The sequence below is a fragment of the Thermanaeromonas toyohensis ToBE genome, from assembly GCF_900176005.1.
GTDB classification, from domain to species: domain Bacteria; phylum Bacillota; class DSM-521; order Neomoorellales; family Neomoorellaceae; genus Thermanaeromonas; species Thermanaeromonas toyohensis.
Genome location: NZ_LT838272.1, coordinates 726,705 through 745,183 on the forward strand (window position 1 = coordinate 726,705; position 18,479 = coordinate 745,183).

At 52.0% G+C, this 18,479-nt stretch carries 21 protein-coding genes and 1 pseudogene; 9 read left to right on the top strand and 13 right to left on the bottom strand.

Going from position 1 to position 18,479, the window contains the following annotated elements:
• Window positions 1–2 precede the first annotated feature (2 nt).
• The 6 genes from minC to groL all read left to right on the top strand — a co-directional run bounded on the left by minC (window position 3) and on the right by groL (window position 4,827).
• A complete protein-coding gene (minC, locus tag B9A14_RS03485) occupies window positions 3–428 on the top strand; it encodes a septum site-determining protein MinC (RefSeq protein WP_231967895.1) in 426 nt (141 codons plus the stop codon).
• On the top strand, window positions 421–1,215 hold the full coding sequence (minD, locus tag B9A14_RS03490; RefSeq protein WP_084664048.1) for a septum site-determining protein MinD: 795 nt from the start codon (window positions 421–423) through the stop codon (window positions 1,213–1,215). Before minC ends, minD begins: the two co-directional genes overlap by 8 nt.
• Window positions 1,216–1,229: 14 nt before the next feature.
• On the top strand, window positions 1,230–1,526 hold the full coding sequence (gene minE / locus B9A14_RS03495) for a cell division topological specificity factor MinE (protein WP_084664050.1): 297 nt from the start codon (window positions 1,230–1,232) through the stop codon (window positions 1,524–1,526).
• A gap of 126 nt (window positions 1,527–1,652) precedes the next feature.
• Window positions 1,653–2,789: a rod shape-determining protein RodA gene (rodA, locus tag B9A14_RS03500; protein ID WP_084664052.1), complete on the top strand. Its 1,137-nt coding sequence runs from the start codon at window positions 1,653–1,655 to the stop codon at window positions 2,787–2,789.
• Between the two features lie 116 nt (window positions 2,790–2,905).
• Window positions 2,906–3,190 (top strand): co-chaperone GroES, encoded by a 285-nt coding sequence (gene groES, locus B9A14_RS03505; RefSeq protein ID WP_084664054.1) that lies wholly within the window; start codon window positions 2,906–2,908, stop codon window positions 3,188–3,190.
• 26 nt (window positions 3,191–3,216) lie between these two features.
• The gene (gene groL / locus B9A14_RS03510; RefSeq protein ID WP_084664056.1) at window positions 3,217–4,827 is read left to right on the top strand and encodes a chaperonin GroEL; all 1,611 of its coding nucleotides are present in this window, start codon (window positions 3,217–3,219) and stop codon (window positions 4,825–4,827) included.
• 121 nt (window positions 4,828–4,948) lie between these two features.
• Here groL and B9A14_RS03515 read toward each other — a convergent pair whose 3' ends face one another.
• The gene (locus B9A14_RS03515; protein WP_084664058.1) at window positions 4,949–5,455 is read right to left on the bottom strand and encodes a 4Fe-4S dicluster domain-containing protein; all 507 of its coding nucleotides are present in this window, start codon (window positions 5,453–5,455) and stop codon (window positions 4,949–4,951) included.
• Window positions 5,456–5,467: 12 nt separating this feature from the next.
• Window positions 5,468–6,754 (bottom strand): NAD(P)/FAD-dependent oxidoreductase, encoded by a 1,287-nt coding sequence (locus tag B9A14_RS03520; protein ID WP_084664060.1) that lies wholly within the window; start codon window positions 6,752–6,754, stop codon window positions 5,468–5,470.
• A 356-nt stretch (window positions 6,755–7,110) separates the two neighbouring features.
• Between B9A14_RS03520 and B9A14_RS16920 the strand changes: the two genes are divergently transcribed.
• The 3 genes from B9A14_RS16920 to bioB are packed head-to-tail and all read left to right on the top strand — an operon-like array spanning window position 7,111 to window position 8,541.
• On the top strand, window positions 7,111–7,374 hold the full coding sequence (locus B9A14_RS16920; RefSeq protein WP_157109766.1) for a hypothetical protein: 264 nt from the start codon (window positions 7,111–7,113) through the stop codon (window positions 7,372–7,374).
• Window positions 7,359–7,544, top strand: a complete 186-nt coding sequence (locus B9A14_RS03525) for a hypothetical protein (protein WP_197686558.1) — start codon at window positions 7,359–7,361, stop codon at window positions 7,542–7,544. The genes B9A14_RS16920 and B9A14_RS03525 overlap by 16 nt, the downstream gene beginning before the upstream one ends.
• Before the next feature lie 16 nt (window positions 7,545–7,560).
• Complete coding sequence (gene bioB / locus B9A14_RS03530) at window positions 7,561–8,541, top strand: biotin synthase BioB (RefSeq protein WP_197686559.1); 981 nt, start codon at window positions 7,561–7,563, stop codon at window positions 8,539–8,541.
• Between the two features lie 438 nt (window positions 8,542–8,979).
• Here the strand turns inward: bioB and hypA are convergent, their stop codons facing one another.
• The 11 genes and pseudogenes from hypA to B9A14_RS03595 all read right to left on the bottom strand — a co-directional run bounded on the left by hypA (window position 8,980) and on the right by B9A14_RS03595 (window position 18,472).
• Entirely contained in the window at window positions 8,980–9,321 is a 342-nt protein-coding gene (hypA, locus tag B9A14_RS03545; protein WP_084664066.1) for a hydrogenase maturation nickel metallochaperone HypA, read from the bottom strand.
• A 52-nt stretch (window positions 9,322–9,373) separates the two neighbouring features.
• A complete protein-coding gene (locus B9A14_RS03550) occupies window positions 9,374–9,910 on the bottom strand; it encodes a heme NO-binding domain-containing protein (RefSeq protein ID WP_084664068.1) in 537 nt (178 codons plus the stop codon).
• 94 nt (window positions 9,911–10,004) lie between these two features.
• A pseudogene (hycI, locus tag B9A14_RS03555) lies at window positions 10,005–10,451 on the bottom strand (hydrogenase maturation peptidase HycI); the annotation flags it as partial.
• Window positions 10,408–10,845, bottom strand: coding sequence for a formate hydrogenlyase maturation HycH family protein (locus B9A14_RS03560; RefSeq protein WP_084664072.1), 438 nt, complete (start codon window positions 10,843–10,845; stop codon window positions 10,408–10,410). The pseudogene hycI and the gene B9A14_RS03560, both read right to left, overlap by 44 nt.
• A complete protein-coding gene (locus B9A14_RS03565) occupies window positions 10,835–11,578 on the bottom strand; it encodes an NADH-quinone oxidoreductase subunit B family protein (protein ID WP_084664074.1) in 744 nt (247 codons plus the stop codon). The genes B9A14_RS03560 and B9A14_RS03565 overlap by 11 nt, the downstream gene beginning before the upstream one ends.
• A gap of 3 nt (window positions 11,579–11,581) precedes the next feature.
• Window positions 11,582–12,136 carry a formate hydrogenlyase complex iron-sulfur subunit gene (locus tag B9A14_RS03570; RefSeq protein WP_084664076.1) on the bottom strand — a complete coding sequence of 185 codons (555 nt, stop codon included), beginning with the start codon at window positions 12,134–12,136 and terminating at the stop codon, window positions 11,582–11,584.
• 37 nt (window positions 12,137–12,173) lie between these two features.
• Window positions 12,174–13,904, bottom strand: coding sequence for a hydrogenase large subunit (locus B9A14_RS03575; RefSeq protein ID WP_084664078.1), 1,731 nt, complete (start codon window positions 13,902–13,904; stop codon window positions 12,174–12,176).
• Window positions 13,905–13,927: 23 nt separating this feature from the next.
• The gene (locus tag B9A14_RS03580; RefSeq protein WP_084664080.1) at window positions 13,928–15,367 is read right to left on the bottom strand and encodes a hydrogenase 4 subunit D; all 1,440 of its coding nucleotides are present in this window, start codon (window positions 15,365–15,367) and stop codon (window positions 13,928–13,930) included.
• Window position 15,368: 1 nt separating this feature from the next.
• A complete protein-coding gene (locus B9A14_RS03585; RefSeq protein WP_084664082.1) occupies window positions 15,369–16,850 on the bottom strand; it encodes a hydrogenase 4 subunit F in 1,482 nt (493 codons plus the stop codon).
• A 9-nt stretch (window positions 16,851–16,859) separates the two neighbouring features.
• Complete coding sequence (hyfE, locus tag B9A14_RS03590) at window positions 16,860–17,507, bottom strand: hydrogenase 4 membrane subunit (RefSeq protein ID WP_084664084.1); 648 nt, start codon at window positions 17,505–17,507, stop codon at window positions 16,860–16,862.
• Between the two features lie 23 nt (window positions 17,508–17,530).
• On the bottom strand, window positions 17,531–18,472 hold the full coding sequence (locus tag B9A14_RS03595; protein ID WP_084664086.1) for a respiratory chain complex I subunit 1 family protein: 942 nt from the start codon (window positions 18,470–18,472) through the stop codon (window positions 17,531–17,533).
• Window positions 18,473–18,479: the final 7 nt, after the last annotated feature.

Here is an 18,479-nt window from a genome sequence, read left to right on the forward strand (position 1 = left end):
TCGTGCCTTACCCTACTCCTTCCGGTAACCTTTCCTCGGGTCACACCTTGTTGGTTCGCCGGACTATCCGGTCAGGGCAGCGGGTTTACTATCCGGGTAACGTGGTAGTTATGGGCGACGTAAACCCCGGAGGCGAGGTGGTGGCCGGTGGCCATGTAATAGTCATGGGGGCTTTAAAGGGTCTAGTCCATGCTGGGGCGGAAGGGGACGAAAGTGCGGTAGTCATCGCTTTTAATCTCCAGCCTACCCAGCTGCGTATTGCAGGATACATAGCCCGTCCTCCAGATAAAGGGGACGAGCCCCTAAAGAAACCGGAGATTGCTAGGGTACAGGATGGGGTCGTAATTATTGAAAGATACCAGCCTGGTGGTGACAGGCGTTACCTGGAGCCAGGCAATTTAATAAAAGAGGAGGACCGCAATGGGTGAAGTGATTGTTATCACTTCCGGTAAGGGCGGAGTCGGGAAGACTACCACCACCGCTAACCTGGGTACCGGGCTGGCCCTCCTGGGAAAAAGGGTGGTTATGGTGGATACCGACATCGGCCTCCGGAATTTGGATGTGGTATTGGGTTTAGAAAACCGCATAGTCTATGACTTGGTAGATGTAGTAGAGGGAAGGTGTCGTTTAAAACAGGCCCTCATTAGGGATAAGAGATTGGAAAACCTTTACCTACTCCCAGCTAACCAGACGCGGGATAAAACAGCAGTCACTCGCCACCAGATGATAGACCTGTGTGACCAGCTTAAGGAAGATTTCGATTTTGTTCTTATTGATTGCCCTGCCGGTATAGAGATGGGCTTCAAAAACGCCATCGCTGGTGCAGAAAAGGCGCTAGTGGTGACTACTCCGGAGGTAGCTGCTGTACGCGATGCAGATAGAATAATTGGACTTCTGGAAGCGGCAGAAATGGAAGCTCCCCGCCTTATAATAAACCGTATCCGCCCGGACATGGTACGGCGGGGGGACATGATGGATATCGACGATATGCTGGAGATCCTGGCTATAGAGCTCCTAGGAGTGGTACCAGAAGACGAGCTTATTGTAGTGTCTACCAATAAAGGAGAACCGGCTATTTTGGATAAGCGTTCCCGGGCGGGACAAGCCTATTATAACATTTCCCGACGCCTTTTAGGCGAGGAAGTGCCTTTACTAAATCTTGAAGGCAATGAAGGCCTGGTGGCTAAACTTAAAAAGTTCTTCGGCCTGGGCTAAGGAGGGGACCAACCGTGCTAGATTTTATCCTGCGCTTTTTTGGGAAAGAAACTACAGCCAGTAAAAAGGTAGCCAAAGAAAGGTTGCGGTTGGTCCTGGTCCACGACCGGGTAGGTGTTTCTCCCCACCTTTTGGAAGCTCTTAAAGAAGACCTGATAAAGGTCATCTCTGAATATCTAGAAATTGATCTGGCGGGGCTGGAAGTAACCTTAAGCCGAAATGAGGATACTGTGGCCCTTGTAGCTAATATTCCCATCTTGCGTATTAAACGGACCTTCAAGCAGGCTAGCGGAGAGGAACTGAGCTACTAGAGCGGGTTAATATGCCACCTGTCTAGGCCGCCAATTATTTTCCCTTTAGATCCCTAAATGGGGAAGTCAGTATTGGTGTATAATTGAGTAGGGTATTCTACACAGGGCCTTAAAGGTGGCGGGAAAATGCTTAGTCGCCGGTTCTGGCGCAACCTGGATTATTCCTTGGTCTTTGTAGTTTTTGCTATTCTAAGCATAGGGCTGGTGGTGCTGGATAGTGCGGCTACGAGCATCACTCCCAATCCTGGTTATTATGTAAAAAAGCAGATAGTGTGGATCCTCTTAGGTCTTTTAGGAATGGGTCTTGTCCTTTGCCTGGATTATCAACACCTGAGGCGCTATTACTATTTCTTTTATGTCCTTAACCTGGCGCTTTTGGCTTCGGTATTAGTAATAGGCAGTGAAGCTAAAGGTGCCCAGCGATGGATAGCGCTGGGACCCTTTATTTTTCAACCCTCCGAGTTCAGCAAGCTCATTATTATCATTACCCTGGCTAGATTGCTGGAGATCCGCCAGGGTCGCTTAAACCGTTTTAGAGACCTTCTGGTACCTGCCTTACATGTGGGAGTACCTATGTTGCTCATCTTTAAACAGCCGGATCTGGGGACAGCGCTAGTATTTATGGCTATTTTTGGGGGTATGTTATATGTAGGGGGAGTTAACAGCCGGCTTTTTTTTGGCCTGGCAGTGGGTGGCGCGGTTGCTGTTGTCCTCCTATTTTATGCTCATTTCCATTGGGGGTTACCTCTGCCTTTGGAAGAATACCAGGTTAAAAGACTGGTAGTGATGCTTAATCCTTATAATGATGGAGAAGGTGGGCGCGGCGCAGGTTACCATCTTATCCAGTCCCAGGTAGCTATAGGCTCCGGTGGACTGTGGGGCAAAGGCTTATATCATGGCTCCCAGGTCCAGTACAATTTCCTGCCCGAGCATCATACAGATTTTATTTTTGCAGTGGTAGGTGAAGAGCTGGGTTTTTTCCGCAGCTTAGGTATCTTGGGATTATATTTTTATCTCCTTTATCGAATGGTCCGTATCGCTTCCCAAGCCAAGGATTATTTTGGAGCCCTCCTGGTTACAGGGGTTTGCTCTATGTTCGCCTTTCACCTTTTGGTAAATGTAGGGATGACCATCGGGGTTATGCCAGTTACGGGTATTCCCCTTCCTTTGTTTAGTTACGGTGGTAGCTCCATGTTAACTAATCTCTTAGCTTTAGGGATAGTGCTGAATGTATACTTACGCCGGCAAAAAATTGTATTTTAGAGGGGGTTCCTATTGACAACACCTACGAGCTTGTATATTATTATAGTTGGCTGTTAGCACTTACCTTTGGTGAGTGCTAACAAAATTTATAGCCCAGGAAGGGAGGAGAAGGGTGTATGCTGCGGCCCCTCGGCGATCGAGTAGTGGTTAAAGTGATTACTGCCGAGGAGAAGACCCAAGGAGGAATTTACCTGCCAGACACGGCCAAGGAAAAGCCGCAGGAAGGAGAAGTGATAGCCGTAGGTCCGGGCAGGGTCCTCGACAATGGAACCCGGATCCCACCAGAAGTTAAAAAAGGCGACCGGGTAGTCTTCGCTAAGTATAGCGGTACTGAAGTCAAGGTGGATGGGGAAGAATACTTAATTATTCGGGATAGCGACATATTAGCGGTAAAAGAGTAAATTAGCCTAAAAGGAGGTTGCGAGGGATGGCTGCCAAGCAATTAGCCTTTGATGTGGAAGCACGGCGAGCCCTGGAGCGGGGCGTCAACACCGTTGCCCAGGCAGTTAAAGTAACTTTAGGCCCTAAAGGCCGTAACGTAGTGCTGGAGCGTAAATTTGGTTCTCCCGTTATCACCAAAGATGGTGTAACGGTAGCTAAAGAAATAGAGCTTAAAGATCCCATGGAGAACATGGGAGCTCAGCTTTGCCGGGAAGTTGCTTCCAAGACCAATGATGTAGCTGGCGATGGTACGACCACCGCTACAGTTCTAGCCCAGGCTATTATGTTAGAGGGTCTTAAGAATGTAGCGGCGGGCGCTAATCCTGTCTTCCTTAAGAAGGGTATAGATCGGGCCGTAGAAGCGGTGGTGGAGGAGATTAAGAAGATCAGTATCCCAGTGGAATCCAGAGAAAGCATCGCCCATGTTGCCTCCATAGCTGCTAATGATCCGGCTATCGGCGAGCTTATTGCCGAGGCTATGGAAAAAGTAGGTAAGGACGGCGTCATCACGGTAGAAGAGTCCAAAGGTACCACCACCACCGTAGAAGTAGTGGAAGGTATGGAATTTGACCGGGGTTATGTATCCCCCTACTTTGTAACTAACCCTGAGGCCATGGAATGTGAACTAGAGGAGCCTTATATCCTTATCCATGAGAAGAAAATCTCTGCCATCAATGACCTCCTCCCCTTGTTAGAGAAGGTAGTCCGCACCGGTAAGCCGCTCCTCATCATTGCTGAAGATGTGGAAGGCGAAGCCCTGGCCACTTTAGTGGTGAACAAGCTCCGGGGCACCTTAGCTTGCGCGGCTGTCAAAGCCCCTGGGTTTGGCGATCGCCGGAAGGCCATGATGGAGGATATCGCAATACTCACTGGCGGTACCTTCATCTCTGAGGACTTGGGCGTTAAGTTAGAGAATGTAGAACTGCATATGCTTGGCCGGGCCAAGAAGGTTAAGATCGGAAAAGAGAAGACCACTATTGTGGAGGGTTATGGTAGCAAAGAAGCAGTAGCTGGTCGTATAGCCCAGATTAAGAAGCAGATCGAAGAGACGGACTCTGATTATGACCGGGAGAAGCTACAGGAGCGCTTGGCTAAGCTGGCTGGTGGCGTAGCCGTAATCAAGGTAGGTGCAGCCACAGAGACCGAGCTCAAAGAGAAGAAGCACCGCGTCGAGGATGCGTTGGCGGCTACCCGGGCGGCGGTGGAAGAGGGTATCGTCCCTGGCGGTGGTGCCACCCTGGTGCATTGCATCCCGGTGTTAGATAACCTCAAGGCCGAGGGCGACGAGGCTGTAGGTATAAAGATTGTTAAGAGGGCCCTGGAAGAACCTTTGCGTCAGATCTGTGCCAACGCAGGGCTTGAAGGTTCGGTCATCGTGGACCGGGTCAAGAATGAGAAGACTAATATCGGCTTCGATGTGGTAACCGAACAGTATGTAGATATGATCAAGGCTGGTATTGTCGACCCGGCCAAGGTAACACGGTGCGCCCTCCAGAACGCAGCCAGCATCGCTTCCATGCTCCTCACCACCGAGGCGCTGGTGGCTGAGATACCTAAGGAAGAGAAGACACCGCCCACCCCGAACATGGATTATTAAAGTAGAGGATGTAAAGATAAAGGAGGATGCCCGGAGGGGTATCCTCCTTTACTGTTTTTCTGTTTTCATAGTATAAATTTATTGGCACCTGCCTAAGTATTAAAGTGCCCGTGTTCTAAAGTTAGAACATCTGGCTTAAGGCTCGCTCCAAAAAACTTTTCCGCCGCCGGCTGCTAAATTCATCCACTTCAGTGTAAAGAAGGGCGCCGGTGGGGCAGGCCTTTACACAGGCAGGGAGCCCTTCCTCGTCCCGGCATTCCCGGTCGCATTTCAAAGCCTTAAGGCCTTCTTCATCGCTTCTTATTACGCCGTAAGGGCAAACCATGACGCACATCCAGCACCCAGTGCATTCTTGTTCTCCGCCCACATTAGTCACTGTGCCGTCCTCTTTCCGGTGCATGGCCCCGGCAATACAGGCGTCGATACAAGGTGCCTCCTGGCAGTGGCGGCAGTTTAAGGGGACCTTTATCTTTCCTGCTTGATGTACAAATATGCGGCTTTGGGGCCTCTCGCCCCCCAATACTACCTTAAAGATATCGCCTTCCCGGGAATGGGCTACAGCACAAGCTAGCTTGCAGGATAGGCAGCCCAGGCACCGGTCAAAGTTAATCAGCACTTCTTTTGGCATTTTCTCCGCCCCCTATATCTCTAAAACTGCCTGCTTTTCGTTAAGGTGACTATTATAAGCGCTATCGCGGCCTCCCATTAAAGCCAGGCCTCCTACTTGGCCTTCCAATAGCTTATAGCGTAAAGCCCAGGCTGGGCGGCCTGATTTCACCAGAGCAGTGTAGATACCTGCGCCATCCACTTTTCCGGCTAAGATAAAGCCCACCAGCCGGTTGCCCTCAAAGACTAGCCGGCGGTAAGAGAGGTTTAAAGGGTCATACCGGGATAGCACCTCCGGCCCTTCTAACCGTCCCACTGAGATAACACCTAAAGTCCCAAAACGGACGCTGTTAAGCCGGGTAAGGGGAAGGGGGTAAGGGCGCAAGATCCCCAGCATGTTGGCTGCAGCATAACGGCCTTGTTCAAAGGCCAGGGTCCAAAGGGCAGAATTCACTTTTTCCCCGGTTAACCGGTCGGTTACCTGGATACAATCTCCTGCCGCGTAAACATCCTCGAGCGAGGTTTTTAGGTGGCGGTCTACCGCGATCCCTCGCTCCACCCTGCCACCAGCTTTCTCTACCAGTTCGGTATTGGGGCGCACCCCCTTAGCTACTATAGCTAAATCAGCGGGTAGCTCACGGCCGTCCTTTAGCACAACGCTCTCAAGGTTACCGTAATGGTCGGCGGCAAAGGAAGTTACTTGGCAATTATAAATGAACTCAATGCCTAGTTGGGACAGTTCCGCTTCTACTAAGCTTGCTGCTTCGTTGTCCAACTGGCGGCTTAGAAGGCGAGGACTAGTTACCAATACTGTAACCCGCGGGACACCGGCCTTTTTCAAGGCGTAAGCAGCCTTAAGCCCCACTAACCCCCCGCCAGCTACTATGGCCCTGGAAATACCGGGAGTAAGAGCCAAGATCTTTTGTGCATCATCCAAGTTGCGCAAAGTAAAAACGCCTTGGGCTTCTTCGTTGGGGACTCCCAGGCCCACTGGGCTAGCTCCTGTAGCTACTAAGAGGTAGTCGTAGGCGAGTTCGCGGCCGTCTTCCAGGACTACCCTTTTTTCCTGAGGCTTTAACTCAACTGCTGCTAAGCCAGAGAAAGCTTCTACACCCAATTTCTGGTAAACACCTGACGGGCGAATACGTAAAGAGTTTTCTGTCTTATATCCTGCTATCAAGTCGGGTAAAAGGCAGCGGGAATAGGGTTCTCCCGGATCCCGGGTGACTAGGCTAATCTTCACCTTTGGCCCGCCCAAGGAGCGCAAGGTTTCTAGAGCAGCTATTCCTGCTGCACTACTGCCTATCACTACATAGCGCAAGCTGGTCCCACCTCCTCCTTAACATTCTATCTCTCGAATTTTTTGATAGAATTTTTAGCAAAAAGCGTGCCAAAAGAAATAAGGTCGCTAGAGCTAGGCGGCCTAACAATTCCAATGTCAATGTGGGGTTTACACGTTAAAAAAAGTTGACATTATTTTTTTAAGTAGGCCATAACGGGACATTTTAGCATAAAGGGCTTCTACAAATAAATTTTTCCCAAATTGGTTTAGGGGGCTAAATAGTGCTGAGGGTATATGTCAAATAAGTTGCCTGCGATTTTTATATGTGGAAAATGTCAACCTTAGAAGGAATATCGGTTGACAATAGAGAATAATATCCCAGGGGAGGGATAGATTTGGCTTATTTTCTAGAAAAAGAACTGGAGTTGCTAAAGGAAAGCCATTTTTATCGCCAGTTGCCCGGCCCACTGGAGGGGCTCGCTGGCCCCAGAACAAGGATAAATGGGCAGGAAATGGTGCTTTTTTCCTCCAACAATTACCTGGGCCTGTCTCATCATCCCCGAGTTAAGGCTGCGACCGTAGAAGCCGTGGAAAGGTGGGGGGACGGGAAGCGGAGGTTCTCGTCTGACTACCGGCAATTTTGTTGCCTTATGCCATGAAGGAGCAAATAGGTCACCGGGTTATCCTGGAGGCCCGTCGTAGGGGGCTGGTCATTCGCCCCTTGGGCAATGTCATTGTCCTCATGCCCGTGCTGTCCATGTCTAACGAAGAGCTAAACCGGGTTCTAGAGATTACCTATGAATCTATAGCCGTAGTAACCGGTAGGTGAGCGGAGGGGTAGGTACATGGGAAAGAATCTAATGTGGGAGAAGATTAGAGAAAAGGTCCTTGGGGGAGAAGGCTTATCCTGGGAAGAAGCGTATTACCTGGCTGGATGGCCACGGGAAAGATTGGTGAACCTTCTGGATCTCTCCCGCCAGGTCCGGGAACGCTTCGGGGGCAGGGATGTGGAGCTGTGTGCCATCATCAACGCCCGCTCAGGTTTGTGCAGCGAGGATTGCTGTTTTTGCGCCCAGTCTTCCCGTTATAAAACCGGCGTGGAGGTGTATCCCCTCATTGATGTGCCAAAAGCCCTGGAAAAGGCCCGGCGGATGGAAGCTGCTGGAGTAAAGCGCTTTGCCCTGGTTACTAGTGGTAAGGGTATTGGGGAAAGGGACTTTGAGAAGGTGCTGGAAATCTACCGGGTCCTGCGGGCCGAGACCCGCCTTAAGCTGTGTGCTTCCCTGGGGATCATTGACGAAGGAAAGGCCCAGCGTTTGAAGGAGGTAGGGGTCACCACCTACCACCACAACCTGGAAACCGGCCGGAGCTACTTCCCCCAGATCTGTACCACCCATACCTTTGAAGAAAGGGTGGCCACTGTCCAGGCGGCTAGGGCCGCGGGGCTAAATGTATGCTCCGGTGGGATCATCGGGCTGGGGGAAACTATGGCCCATAGGCTGGAAATGGTCTTTGAGCTACGGGAACTGGGAGTACGGTCAGTGCCGGTCAATATCCTGAACCCCATTCCCGGCACACCCTTGGCCAATCAAGAGCGCCTCCCGGTGGAGGAGATTCTTAAAACCCTGGCTCTTTTCCGCCTCATTATTCCCAGGGCCGTTTTCCGCCTCTGCGGCGGGCGGGAGCCAGGGCTGGGAGAGAAGCAAAAAGAAGCCTTAGCGGTGGCCGTAAACGGCTTGATGGTGGGCAACTACCTTACCACCCGGGGCAACGAGATCCAAGAAGACCTGGACATGATTGCCGAGGTGGGGTTGAGGGTAGGCTGAGGCGGAGAACCTGTCAGGTTGACAGTTAGTCTTTGGGATAGAGGCTTTTGGTTTTGCTGAGCTATCTCTTGGATTGGCCTGAAGAATTTTGGGAGCCAATATTACTTCCATCGATATTCCCTTCGCTCTTTTTTAAAACGTTCAAGCTATACCCTTTCTGCCACAAATAGAAAGAAGCCATTAGGATTAAAATTACGATAGCATTTACTCCCAATTCGCCGAAATAAATAAACGGGTCCACACATAGAGCATCTGCCGGATACTCAGGAAAACTTTTTTATTTCGATAAGTGACTGAAAGGAGATCCCTATTGCCGCTATAATGAGCAGGATCGCTGCTAAAATATGAATTATATGTTCTGCTAACATTAATAATCGAGTAATGACTGTGGCGGTATCCTTCCAGGGTGATCCCTTCAAGGGCAATCCTTCCCAGGGTTCATTCGCCCTCATAGAAATCAATATAAAGCTCTCTTCCTTGATCTATAGAAACCCTCCTCGACCCGCAGGAAGGGCACATAATACACCAATTATCCAGAACAACTTCCGCCAGGCAATCCCGGCAATGTCCCCGCCCAGGCCTTTCCTCTATTTCCAATTGGGCCCCCTCAAACAACGGCCCTTTTTCAAGCGCGTAAAAAGAAAACTCCACGGCAGACGCTAAAACCGAGGTCATCGCCCCTATCACCAGCTTAACTTTCTTTATGCGCTTTATACCTTTCTCTTGGGCATCGTGTTCCAATAGCTTTAATAACTCAGCCGTAAGGGACAGTTCATGCATCCTAATCCCTCTCCCTAATCACCCGAGGTATGCAAAATCAAGCTTTCCCCGCCTAGAACCTCACGGCCAAGCGGCAGGCCTTGGCTCCGCGCAGCATGCAGGCCTCCTCGCGCCAGGATAACGGCCTACCGTTATACCGCAGCCCTATGCCCTCGATCAGACCCTTTAGCAGCGGGCAGAGCTTCCTCTCGCTGCGGTAGACGACCACCAGCTCGCTGCCCCGGTCCTCGTACTCGAACCGTGGAGGTGCGGCGCCTGGTAGGGCTTTGGTGGCCTGGACGTGGACTGAGTCCATCTTCATTAGGAAATCTTTGGCATCCTTGGCATTCCTAAAATACGCCGCATAGGTCTTCTGCACTAATGGTGATTCCGCCACGAAATAGCGGCCGAAATCGGCCAGCACCTCCTCCGGCTTCTTGCCGGAAAGCTCGGCCAGCGCCTCCACGGCCGCCGCCACTTTCTCGTCGGGATAGTCTGAAGTGGCGAGCGGCGTTGTCAGCCCGGTCGCCCTCCTAAAGGCTTCCCTTCCTTCGTCGCCGTGCCGGTTCCCGGCGTACTCCTGGAGCACGGAAAAGATAATACCTTTCATTTTAGCTATCCTCCTTCCTGAAGTTCTTCAAAAATTTTTCTTGGGCCCACGCCCTGGCGGCCTTGTGCTTCGCCTCTACAGGGCGTTGTCCACCAAGGTAGGGAAAATCGAGCTTCCCGGCTTGTAACTTTTGATACACGATCTCTACTGCTTGCCTTACTTCAGGAGACACTGGCCAACCAAAGGCAACTACCGCAGGCTGGATACCAATAAAATAGACTTCCGACACCAGTTCCTTCAAGGCTGAGATGAAGAATGACAAAGGTAACCGATGCGTGGACAAAATAAACTCGCAGGCAATGTCACTTTCACAAAGGAGGCGTATGCTCCCGGGCTGCAGGTTCATCTCACAGGCGTCAACCAGTACTACCACTTGCGGTTTTAACTCCCGTACCTGATGCAGGTAATTCTCGGGCGCTGACCCGCCATCAATAACCTGCCAGCCGGGTATACGCTTTTGTTCTAAAAGCCGGGCCAAGAGCGGCCCTGCTCCATCATCACCCATCAGCTCGTTGCCTACAGTAATCACTAGCCCCTTCACTTAGCCTCACCACCAGATATATAGCTGGTTCTTTTTGTATGGATTGGAGAAGCTGTAGCAGGCAGTCGGCCCATTTCTTCTCCTCCGGGAGGAAACTGGGAGAAGCTTTTACCAGTGCCGATACTAATGGGGCAACGTGCTCTCTATTTATCTCTAGTTCTCCCCACTTGGACAGGCCTTCCAGCTTGCTCCTGGCTTTCCCCTGGGGCAGTTTACTAATCCATTTAAAATAGTCCTTCTCTTCCATAACCATAACGGGCGACAAACAATCAACTACTCCTATATGGTGACCGAGGGCCAGGGCATAATACTCTAGCTGCTTAACCTCGGGCGGGGCGTCTTTTTCGTCCACAAACCTCTTGCACAGCTTAAAGAATTTTACCTTACCCGGCATTATGGCCTACCCTCTCCATATAAATCTTGTGCAAGCTCAAAAGAATTTCGGCCAGTCGCGGATCTTTCTCCTGCTTTACCAGCTCTTTAATTTTCCGGTCGACCGCCAGCGGGTCTTTTTCCCTCACGAACTTGAGATATTGCGCGGCTATGCGCCGGCCATGCAGGTAGCCGCTCAAACGGCGGGCCTCCCGCTCGATGTCTTTAGCCAGGGCGGGGCAAACCCCTTCGTATTTCGGAGTAACCCGGGTAACTTCCGTTTCTACCAACTGCTCTCCTTTAATCTTTTGCTGGAGCAAATCCAGGGCCATAGCCAGGCCATATAAGGTCGCTGCCGGAGTGGGAGGACAGCCAGGAATATATACATCTACCGGGAAAAGGCTATCAGCCCCTCCCCACACACAGTAACAGTCGTGGAAGATACCGCCGCTACAGCCACACGCGCCGTAAGCTACCACGATTTTGGGATCGGGTGCCGCTTTATACGCCCGTATAGCCGGAAGCCGCATAGCCCTGGTCATGGGTCCGGTGAAGAGAAGAATATCGGCATGCCGTGGGGAGGCTACCACTTTGATCCCGAACCTTTCCGGGTCATAAACAGGTGAGATAGCGGCGAAAATTTCAATCTCGCACCCGTTGCACCCACCACAGTCTACGCGGTACACATAGACGGAGCGTTTTATAACGTTTTTAAGCTTGGCCTTTAGCTCTGCCAGTTTTACTTCCTGGTCCATATTTTACTTGCTCCCTCCTAGAACCTTGCCCGCGCGCCCAAAGATTCTAGCTGTACTCTTCGCGATCTCCTGTCGCCGGCACTTCGGGCATACTTTAAGGAGTTGCTCCCAGCCTTCGTGGCCGCTTGCCAGCAATCTTGCCTGTTTCAGGATGGCCAGAACGTATTCCAGCTCGCGAGAGGGTCCAAAGTATTCCCCACAGGAGATGCACTTACAGAGCTGGACCTCAGCCCGGCAGTACAGATCCTCCTTTCGGGCAACGGCCAATTCAAACTCTGCCGAAAGGGCGATGGCGCCCGTAGGGCATACTTCCTCGCAGCGGCCGCAGAAAATGCAGCGGCCGTAGTTTATATTCCAGGACTTAATCCCCCGCTCTAAATCGCAGTCCATGGTAATGGCATTGGGCGGGCAAGCAGTAGCACAGGCCCCGCACGCTATACACCGGCTGAAATCATAAACCGGTTTCCCGCGGAAGCCAGGTGCCACTTCCACTGGCTTAAAGGGGTACTTAACTGTGGCTTGCCCGACCTGCAGCGCTTTCTTAAGCAGTCTTAGCACTCATAGATCCCCCTTCCTTTGGCTAGCTTTAGCCGGGTTAGACTTTTAGCGGCGAGTATTTCCTTTCCCGGCAGTATCTTTCCAGCTCCTTGTATCCAATAGTCTTCGCTTTCTTTTTACGCACATCGACCACCGTAACCCTTTCCGCGCAGGAGTAGCAGGGGTCGATGCTGGCTACAATCAGCGGCGCGTCAGACACCGTGTTGCCGCGAAACATATACCGCAGGGCTGGCCAGTTATTATAGGTAGAAGCCCGCGGCCTCCACCGGTACACCCTCTGGTCGTTTCCTGTCATTACCCAGTGGACATTTTCTCCCCGGGGGGCTTCCACATATCCCAGGGCGTAGGTTCCCGGTTTATAGGTAAACCCCTCCACGAGGACCGGGCCGGGAGGCATTTCCATCAAACACCACTCAATAATTTTTAAGGACTCATATAGCTCTTCTGCCCGTACCAGCTCCCTGGAAAGAACGTCACACCCCTCCTTGGAAATGACGTCCCAGGATACCCGGTCGTAGGCCCCATAAGGGTGGTCCGCCCGCGTATCCCGGGCATATCCGGAACCCCGTATATTAGGACCCACCGGGCTATAGTCCCGGGCTACCTTGGGGTCCAGGCGGCCTACTCCTTGGGTTCGTGAGATAAAGTTGGGAGTATTGAGCAGCATATCGATGAGTTCACCCAGTTCAGACCGGATCTCAGAAATTAATCGCAAGACCCGGTCCTTCTCCTCTTTTAAAATATCCCGGCGCACTCCTCCAATAAGGTTCATGCCGTAGGTTTTCCGGCCTCCGGTGAGAATCTCGGCCATTTGCATAGCCTTCTCCCGCACCCGGAAGAAATGCATGAAACCCGAATCAAAACCCACCAGGTGGGCCGCCAGCCCTAGATTTAAGAGGTGGCTGTGCACCCTCTCCACCTCGAGCAGGATGGTACGGATATATTGGGCCCGCGGCGGTACCTCAATCCCGTTGGCCGTTTCCACCGCCGCAGCATACGCCACACTATGGGCGTAACCGCAGATGCCACAGATCCGCTCGGCCAGGAAAGTAACCTGGTCGTAGTCCATGCGGTTTTCAGCCAGTTTCTCCAGGCCCCGGTGCACGTAGAAAAGGCGGTAGTCAGCGTCCACTATATACTCGCCGTCGACAAAGAGCCGGAAGTGCCCCGGCTCGTCGGAAGTAATATGCAGTGGACCTAGGGGTACCTCGACAATACCCTCTCCTTCTACTTCGATAAACTCGTAGTTTTCTTCCTCTGCTACCGGGTCAGGGCGTAACCGGTAATCCATATCCTTCCGCAGGGGATACAGGTTATCCGGCCAGTCATCGGGCAATACTAGTCTGCGCGCATCCGGGAGGCCCACCGGCTCCAGCCCCAGCATATCCCGCACCTCCCGTTCGTACCATACCGCCGCCGGTACCCGCGGGGTTACCGAGGGGAATTCGGGTTTATGGGAAGGAACGAGGGCCTTCACCGTCAGCCAGAAGTTTTTATGGGGATCCCTTTCTTCTTCGATGGATAAAACGTAATATACCGCAAAGTGTCCGTTCAAGCTGCGCTCATCATTTCCGATCACATTAGAGAGCCACCCACTCTGCCCATAATATACCTCTTCCACAACTTCTGGGAGGGAGTTAAGTTCCACCGTCAGGGTTACTTGATCCGGCGTTTGCCAGCTCTCTTCCAGGATAACCGCTCCAAACTTAGAGCGCAGGGCCTTCACGTATTTTTTTCTATCCTGTTCGGATTTCGTTTCCTTGGGCATACTATCTCAGCCTCCCTTTGTCTCTAGCTTAACAAGAGCAAAGCAAGGTACTGGGAAATCAGCGTCATGATCATAAGAAGGACGAGCACAAATTTGATGGCCCAGGGCGGTTCAGCGGCACTGGCCACTACCTCCGAGGGTGTGCCCAAGACGTTGGCTCCCATCCACTTTAGGAACCAGATGAAACTTCCCACAGACTCCATAATCGTAACGATAATTAGGACAAGGATCAGCGGATAGTGCTTACCAATTTCGAAACCGCCAGTTACGATCATAAATTTGCTAAAAAAACCATTAAAAGGGGGAACGCCTGTAATGGCCATGGCAGCCGCAATATAACCCAAACCCGCCACCGGAATTTTATTTAGAATCCCCTTGAGCATCGAGAGCTGGCGGGTACCGGTGGTATAGGACAGCGCACCGGCAACCAAGAAGAACAGGCCCTTAGCAAAAGCGTGGTTAAAGATGTGGGCCACCGCACCATTTAAGGCCATCTTGGAACCGTAGATATAAAGGGAGAGGGCCAGGAAAATGTAAGAGAGTTGGGTGATCGTAGAGTAGGCGAGCAGTCGCTTCATATCATCTTGCGGGAAATACATGATAAAGCCGTATATCATGGTAACTGTTGCCATGATGGCCCCGATCAGGCCGATAACCTGGGGAACCGCCCCCGCTGCCAGGACGGTGCGGGCGAAGATGTAGACCCCTACCTTAACCATCGAAGCGGCATGCAAATAGGCGCTTACCGGGGTCGGCGCCACCATCGCCCGGGGCAGCCAAGGATGAAAAGGAAGCTGAGCGGACTTGCCCCAGCAGGCGATCAGGATTCCGATAAAGGCCAGGGTTTTCCCGGCGTCCGTTAATTTGTTAAGGGCGGTCACCGAGAAGCTCCCGGTCTTTACATAAAGATAGGCCGTAGCCACATAGAGTCCCAGCGCGGCGGAGTGGGTGAGTGCAATCGCCCAGAGCGCGGACCTTCGGGATTTTTGATCCCCGTAAAATCCGATCAAACCCCACGAGCAGAGACCGGTCATTTCAAAGAAGAACAGGAGTCCGAGCAGTGTGGAAGAGAAGACCACACCCGCCATAGAGCCGATAAAAAGCAGCATGAGGGCATAAAACCTGGGAATCCCTTCTTTAATTGGATGCTCTCTGTTATCAGGGCTCATATACCCGGCCGAGTAGGTGCAGATCAGCCAGCCGATAAAAACTACTAAGAAGTTAACCAAAACGCTGAGGGTATCTATAGTTACACCATAATAGGTGATATCGCCTATAGTCACTAGTTCCCGGGTAAAACTTGTGCGGTTGACAGCAAAAGCGAGCAGCAGAAGCAAACCGCTGACAAAAGCCAGGAAGGAGAAAAACTGAGCCACCTTTTTTACGTGTCGCTCCGGTAAAAATGGTACAAGGAGACTTCCCCATACGGGTAGCAAGATGCTTCCTAGCGCATACCAAACCATTCTATATCGCCCCTCCCAGGACAACGCTCACTGCGCTCTGTAGCAATCCATTTAACGGAGCAGGTAAATATATCCCCAGCCCGGCCATGAGCAGAAACAGGAGCCCCAGAGGCAACAAGGTCAGCCAGTTTACATCACCCCGGGGTAGATCTTCCGGAGGGGAACCGAGGACCGTCTCGCTTATCAGGATAAAAAAGGCGACAAAGACGATGACCAGCAAGATAAGGAAGAGTATCATCGGCCAGAAATACCCGGCTTGCAGGCCCGCCGTCAGGGTCATAAACTCGCTTATGAAGACGTTAAAAGACGGTGAACCGACCACAGCCAGAAGCCCGGTCGCCAACATAAAGGCAGTAGCGGGGGCTACCTTGAACATACCGCTAATCTTCTGGGAGTCCCTGGTACCATACTTGAGAGTCACATTGCCCACCGTGCAAAACAGAAGGGATTTAGTGATGCTATGGTTTACGGCGTGAAAGAGCGCGGCAAATATTCCCAGCGGACCTCCTACGCCCAGGCCGGTGGCGATGATGCCTACATGTTCAACACTACTGTAAGCCAGCTTCCTTTGGATATCGTTCTGCACCAGGATGAAAAAAGCCGAGACACCCACAGACAAAAGGCCAAAAATGAGGAGCAGGGTCTGCGGGAACTCCTGGCCGACGGCCTGCAAGGCAATGGTATAATATTTTACTATCGCAAATAGCGCGCACTTCATCAGTACACCCGACAGCAGGGCGCTAACCGGGCTTGGGGATTCGCTGTAAGTATCAGGCAACCACGTATGCATAGGGGCTAGGCCCACCTTGGTCCCGAAGCCGATCAAAATGAATACAAAAGCCAGTTTCATCACCTGCGGGTCGAGACCCCGGGCCATCCTTACTAACTCAGTCCATAGCATCGCCCGGTGGGCATCCTGCACCATGGCAAAGGCGTTGGAGTAGGTCAGGATGGTCCCATACAGGGCAAAGGCCAGACCGACGCTGCAGATCAGGACATACTTCCAGGCAGCTTCCGCCGAAGTCTTATATTTATAGAACCCGACCAGGAAGGCTGAACCTAACGTGGTTGCCTCCACTGCCACCCACATAATGGCAATATTGTTGGATAGGGCAGAAATAACCATGGTGAACAAAAGTATATGGTAAAAACCGTAATAGGAGCAGACGCCCCTCTCATCTACTTCACCATGATCTAGGTCATATCGCATATATACTATAGAGTAAAAGCCGTTCAGAAACCCCACTACCCCGATAATAAGAATAAGGACCGCTGTCAGGCTATCGGCGTAGAGCATTTCTTCAAGGGCGAATAACCTTTGTCCGTTAAGTACGTACTGCACCAGCAGCAAGGAGAGAAAAGCCACGATACTGATCCCGGCAAAGTGTACGACCTCTACCACACGCCGGGACCTTATCCCGAAGGCCAACAGGGCTGTTCCCAGCGGTACCGCAGGCAAGTAGAATAAAATATTCTCTCCCACTTCTATCACCTAACCCTTTAGTAGTGTGAGCTTATCGGTGTCCAGGGTGCCGAAATCTTTGAAAAGCCGCCTGGCAATAATTGTCATGATCACCACGGCAAAAATAGCGTCAGTCAGGATACCGATCTCTACGGTTTCGGGGGCGTTGTAGGCCATGATGGCCAGGGTCAAATGCGACCCGTTCTCCATAAGGCAATAGCCCAATATCTGCTTGAGCGCATTTTTTCTAGCAAGTATACAGAGCAAGCCCAGTAGAAAATGAGCTATAGAAACGGCCAAGGCCACCCTCAACTTCAGTACCGCTTGCATATGAAAAGGTTCTACTACCGCGAAGGATAAAGCCACCAGGCCCACGGCAAGAAAAACAGACGAACTTGTCTCCGGTGCCCGCCCCTCCTCCTTAATCCCTACCTTTTTGAGGGTCCTGATGAGGAGATAGGGCACCAGGAAGGTCTTGGTGAAAAGCGCACTAAGGGACCAAATATACAGCGGTTTTGCCTCCATAAATACGGCCAGGGATAGAAAAATCGCCACCAGGACCAGGGACTGGATGCTGTACATGTACGCCGCCGTCCGGAGCTTCCGGGTTTCCACCACCAGCATGGAGGTCAGGATGAGCAGCACAGCCAGGGCGTTGACTACGCTAGTGCCGGACACTATTCTTACCCCTCCCACATCAATTAAACATTGGCCAGGTAGAAAACGAAGGACAGCAGGGCTATTCCGAAGGCCACCCAGGTTACTGCGGGGGTCTTAAAAAGGAGCAATCTGGCCATGCCGTTTTCCAGCAGCGCCGCGATCACGTAAAAGCCGGCCACCTTCAGAAGGAAAGTAGCCCCGGATACCAGAAGGGAGGAAGTGCTAACCACCGCCGCGCTCCCAAAGGGGAAGAAGACGGCCAAAAATAAGGCGATGGCCACAACCTGCTTCATATACAAACCCCACTTGAGGATGGCCAGGGAGCGCCCGGAATATTCCGTAAGAGGTCCCTCCTGAATCTCCTGTTCGGCTTCCGCCAGGTCAAAAGGGAGCTTACCGGTTTCAATAAAGGTGGTAACAGCAAAGGCCGCCATACCCAGCCAGACTGCCGGGCTATAATAGGATATCTCACCGGCCGCCACCTTCTGGCTGATCGTTCCCAGATCGGTCGACCCGGCGAGAAGGGCCACCACGAACAGCACCAGGATAATAGTAGGCTCCACTAGAACGGCCAGGGCCATCTCCCGGCTGGCCCCTATCCCGGCGAATCCGCTCCCGGAATCCAGCCCGGCGAGGGCAAAGAAGAAACGGACCACCGCGAACAGGTAGACGACAGCGATGAGATCCCCCGCCATCCCCAGGGGTGACTGCAGGATTAAAATCGGGATTATCATAGCCATGAGCAGGGTAGTGGCCATCACTATATAAGGGGTAAACCGGAAGACCCAGCTAGCCTGGGCAGGTACCACCTCTTGCCTCTTTATGAGTTTAAAGATGTCCCGGTAGTTCTGTAAAATACCGGGGCCTTTCCTGGAGTGCAGCTTCGCCCTTAAAGTGCGGGAAAAGCCCGTAAAAAGAGGCGCTACTACCAGGACGAACAAGGCCTGCACCAGGCCGATGAGGAGTAAATTATTACCGGCCATCTTTTTC

What these genes read in the sequence shown, in the direction of transcription:
- B9A14_RS03550 (WP_084664068.1), bottom strand. Translation starts at nt 9,910, where the DNA reads ATGAAAGGTATTATCTTTTCCGTGCTCCAGGAGTACGCCGGGAACCGG.
- minD (WP_084664048.1), top strand. Translation starts at nt 421, where the DNA reads ATGGGTGAAGTGATTGTTATCACTTCCGGTAAGGGCGGAGTCGGGAAG.
- hypA (WP_084664066.1), bottom strand. Translation starts at nt 9,321, where the DNA reads ATGCATGAACTGTCCCTTACGGCTGAGTTATTAAAGCTATTGGAACAC.
- B9A14_RS03575 (WP_084664078.1), bottom strand. Translation starts at nt 13,904, where the DNA reads ATGCCCAAGGAAACGAAATCCGAACAGGATAGAAAAAAATACGTGAAG.
- bioB (WP_197686559.1), top strand. Translation starts at nt 7,561, where the DNA reads ATGGGAAAGAATCTAATGTGGGAGAAGATTAGAGAAAAGGTCCTTGGG.
- B9A14_RS03595 (WP_084664086.1), bottom strand. Translation starts at nt 18,472, where the DNA reads ATGGCCGGTAATAATTTACTCCTCATCGGCCTGGTGCAGGCCTTGTTC.
- B9A14_RS03515 (WP_084664058.1), bottom strand. Translation starts at nt 5,455, where the DNA reads ATGCCAAAAGAAGTGCTGATTAACTTTGACCGGTGCCTGGGCTGCCTA.
- B9A14_RS03580 (WP_084664080.1), bottom strand. Translation starts at nt 15,367, where the DNA reads ATGGTTTGGTATGCGCTAGGAAGCATCTTGCTACCCGTATGGGGAAGT.
- groL (WP_084664056.1), top strand. Translation starts at nt 3,217, where the DNA reads ATGGCTGCCAAGCAATTAGCCTTTGATGTGGAAGCACGGCGAGCCCTG.
- B9A14_RS03560 (WP_084664072.1), bottom strand. Translation starts at nt 10,845, where the DNA reads ATGCCGGGTAAGGTAAAATTCTTTAAGCTGTGCAAGAGGTTTGTGGAC.
- rodA (WP_084664052.1), top strand. Translation starts at nt 1,653, where the DNA reads ATGCTTAGTCGCCGGTTCTGGCGCAACCTGGATTATTCCTTGGTCTTT.
- B9A14_RS03565 (WP_084664074.1), bottom strand. Translation starts at nt 11,578, where the DNA reads ATGGACCAGGAAGTAAAACTGGCAGAGCTAAAGGCCAAGCTTAAAAAC.
- groES (WP_084664054.1), top strand. Translation starts at nt 2,906, where the DNA reads ATGCTGCGGCCCCTCGGCGATCGAGTAGTGGTTAAAGTGATTACTGCC.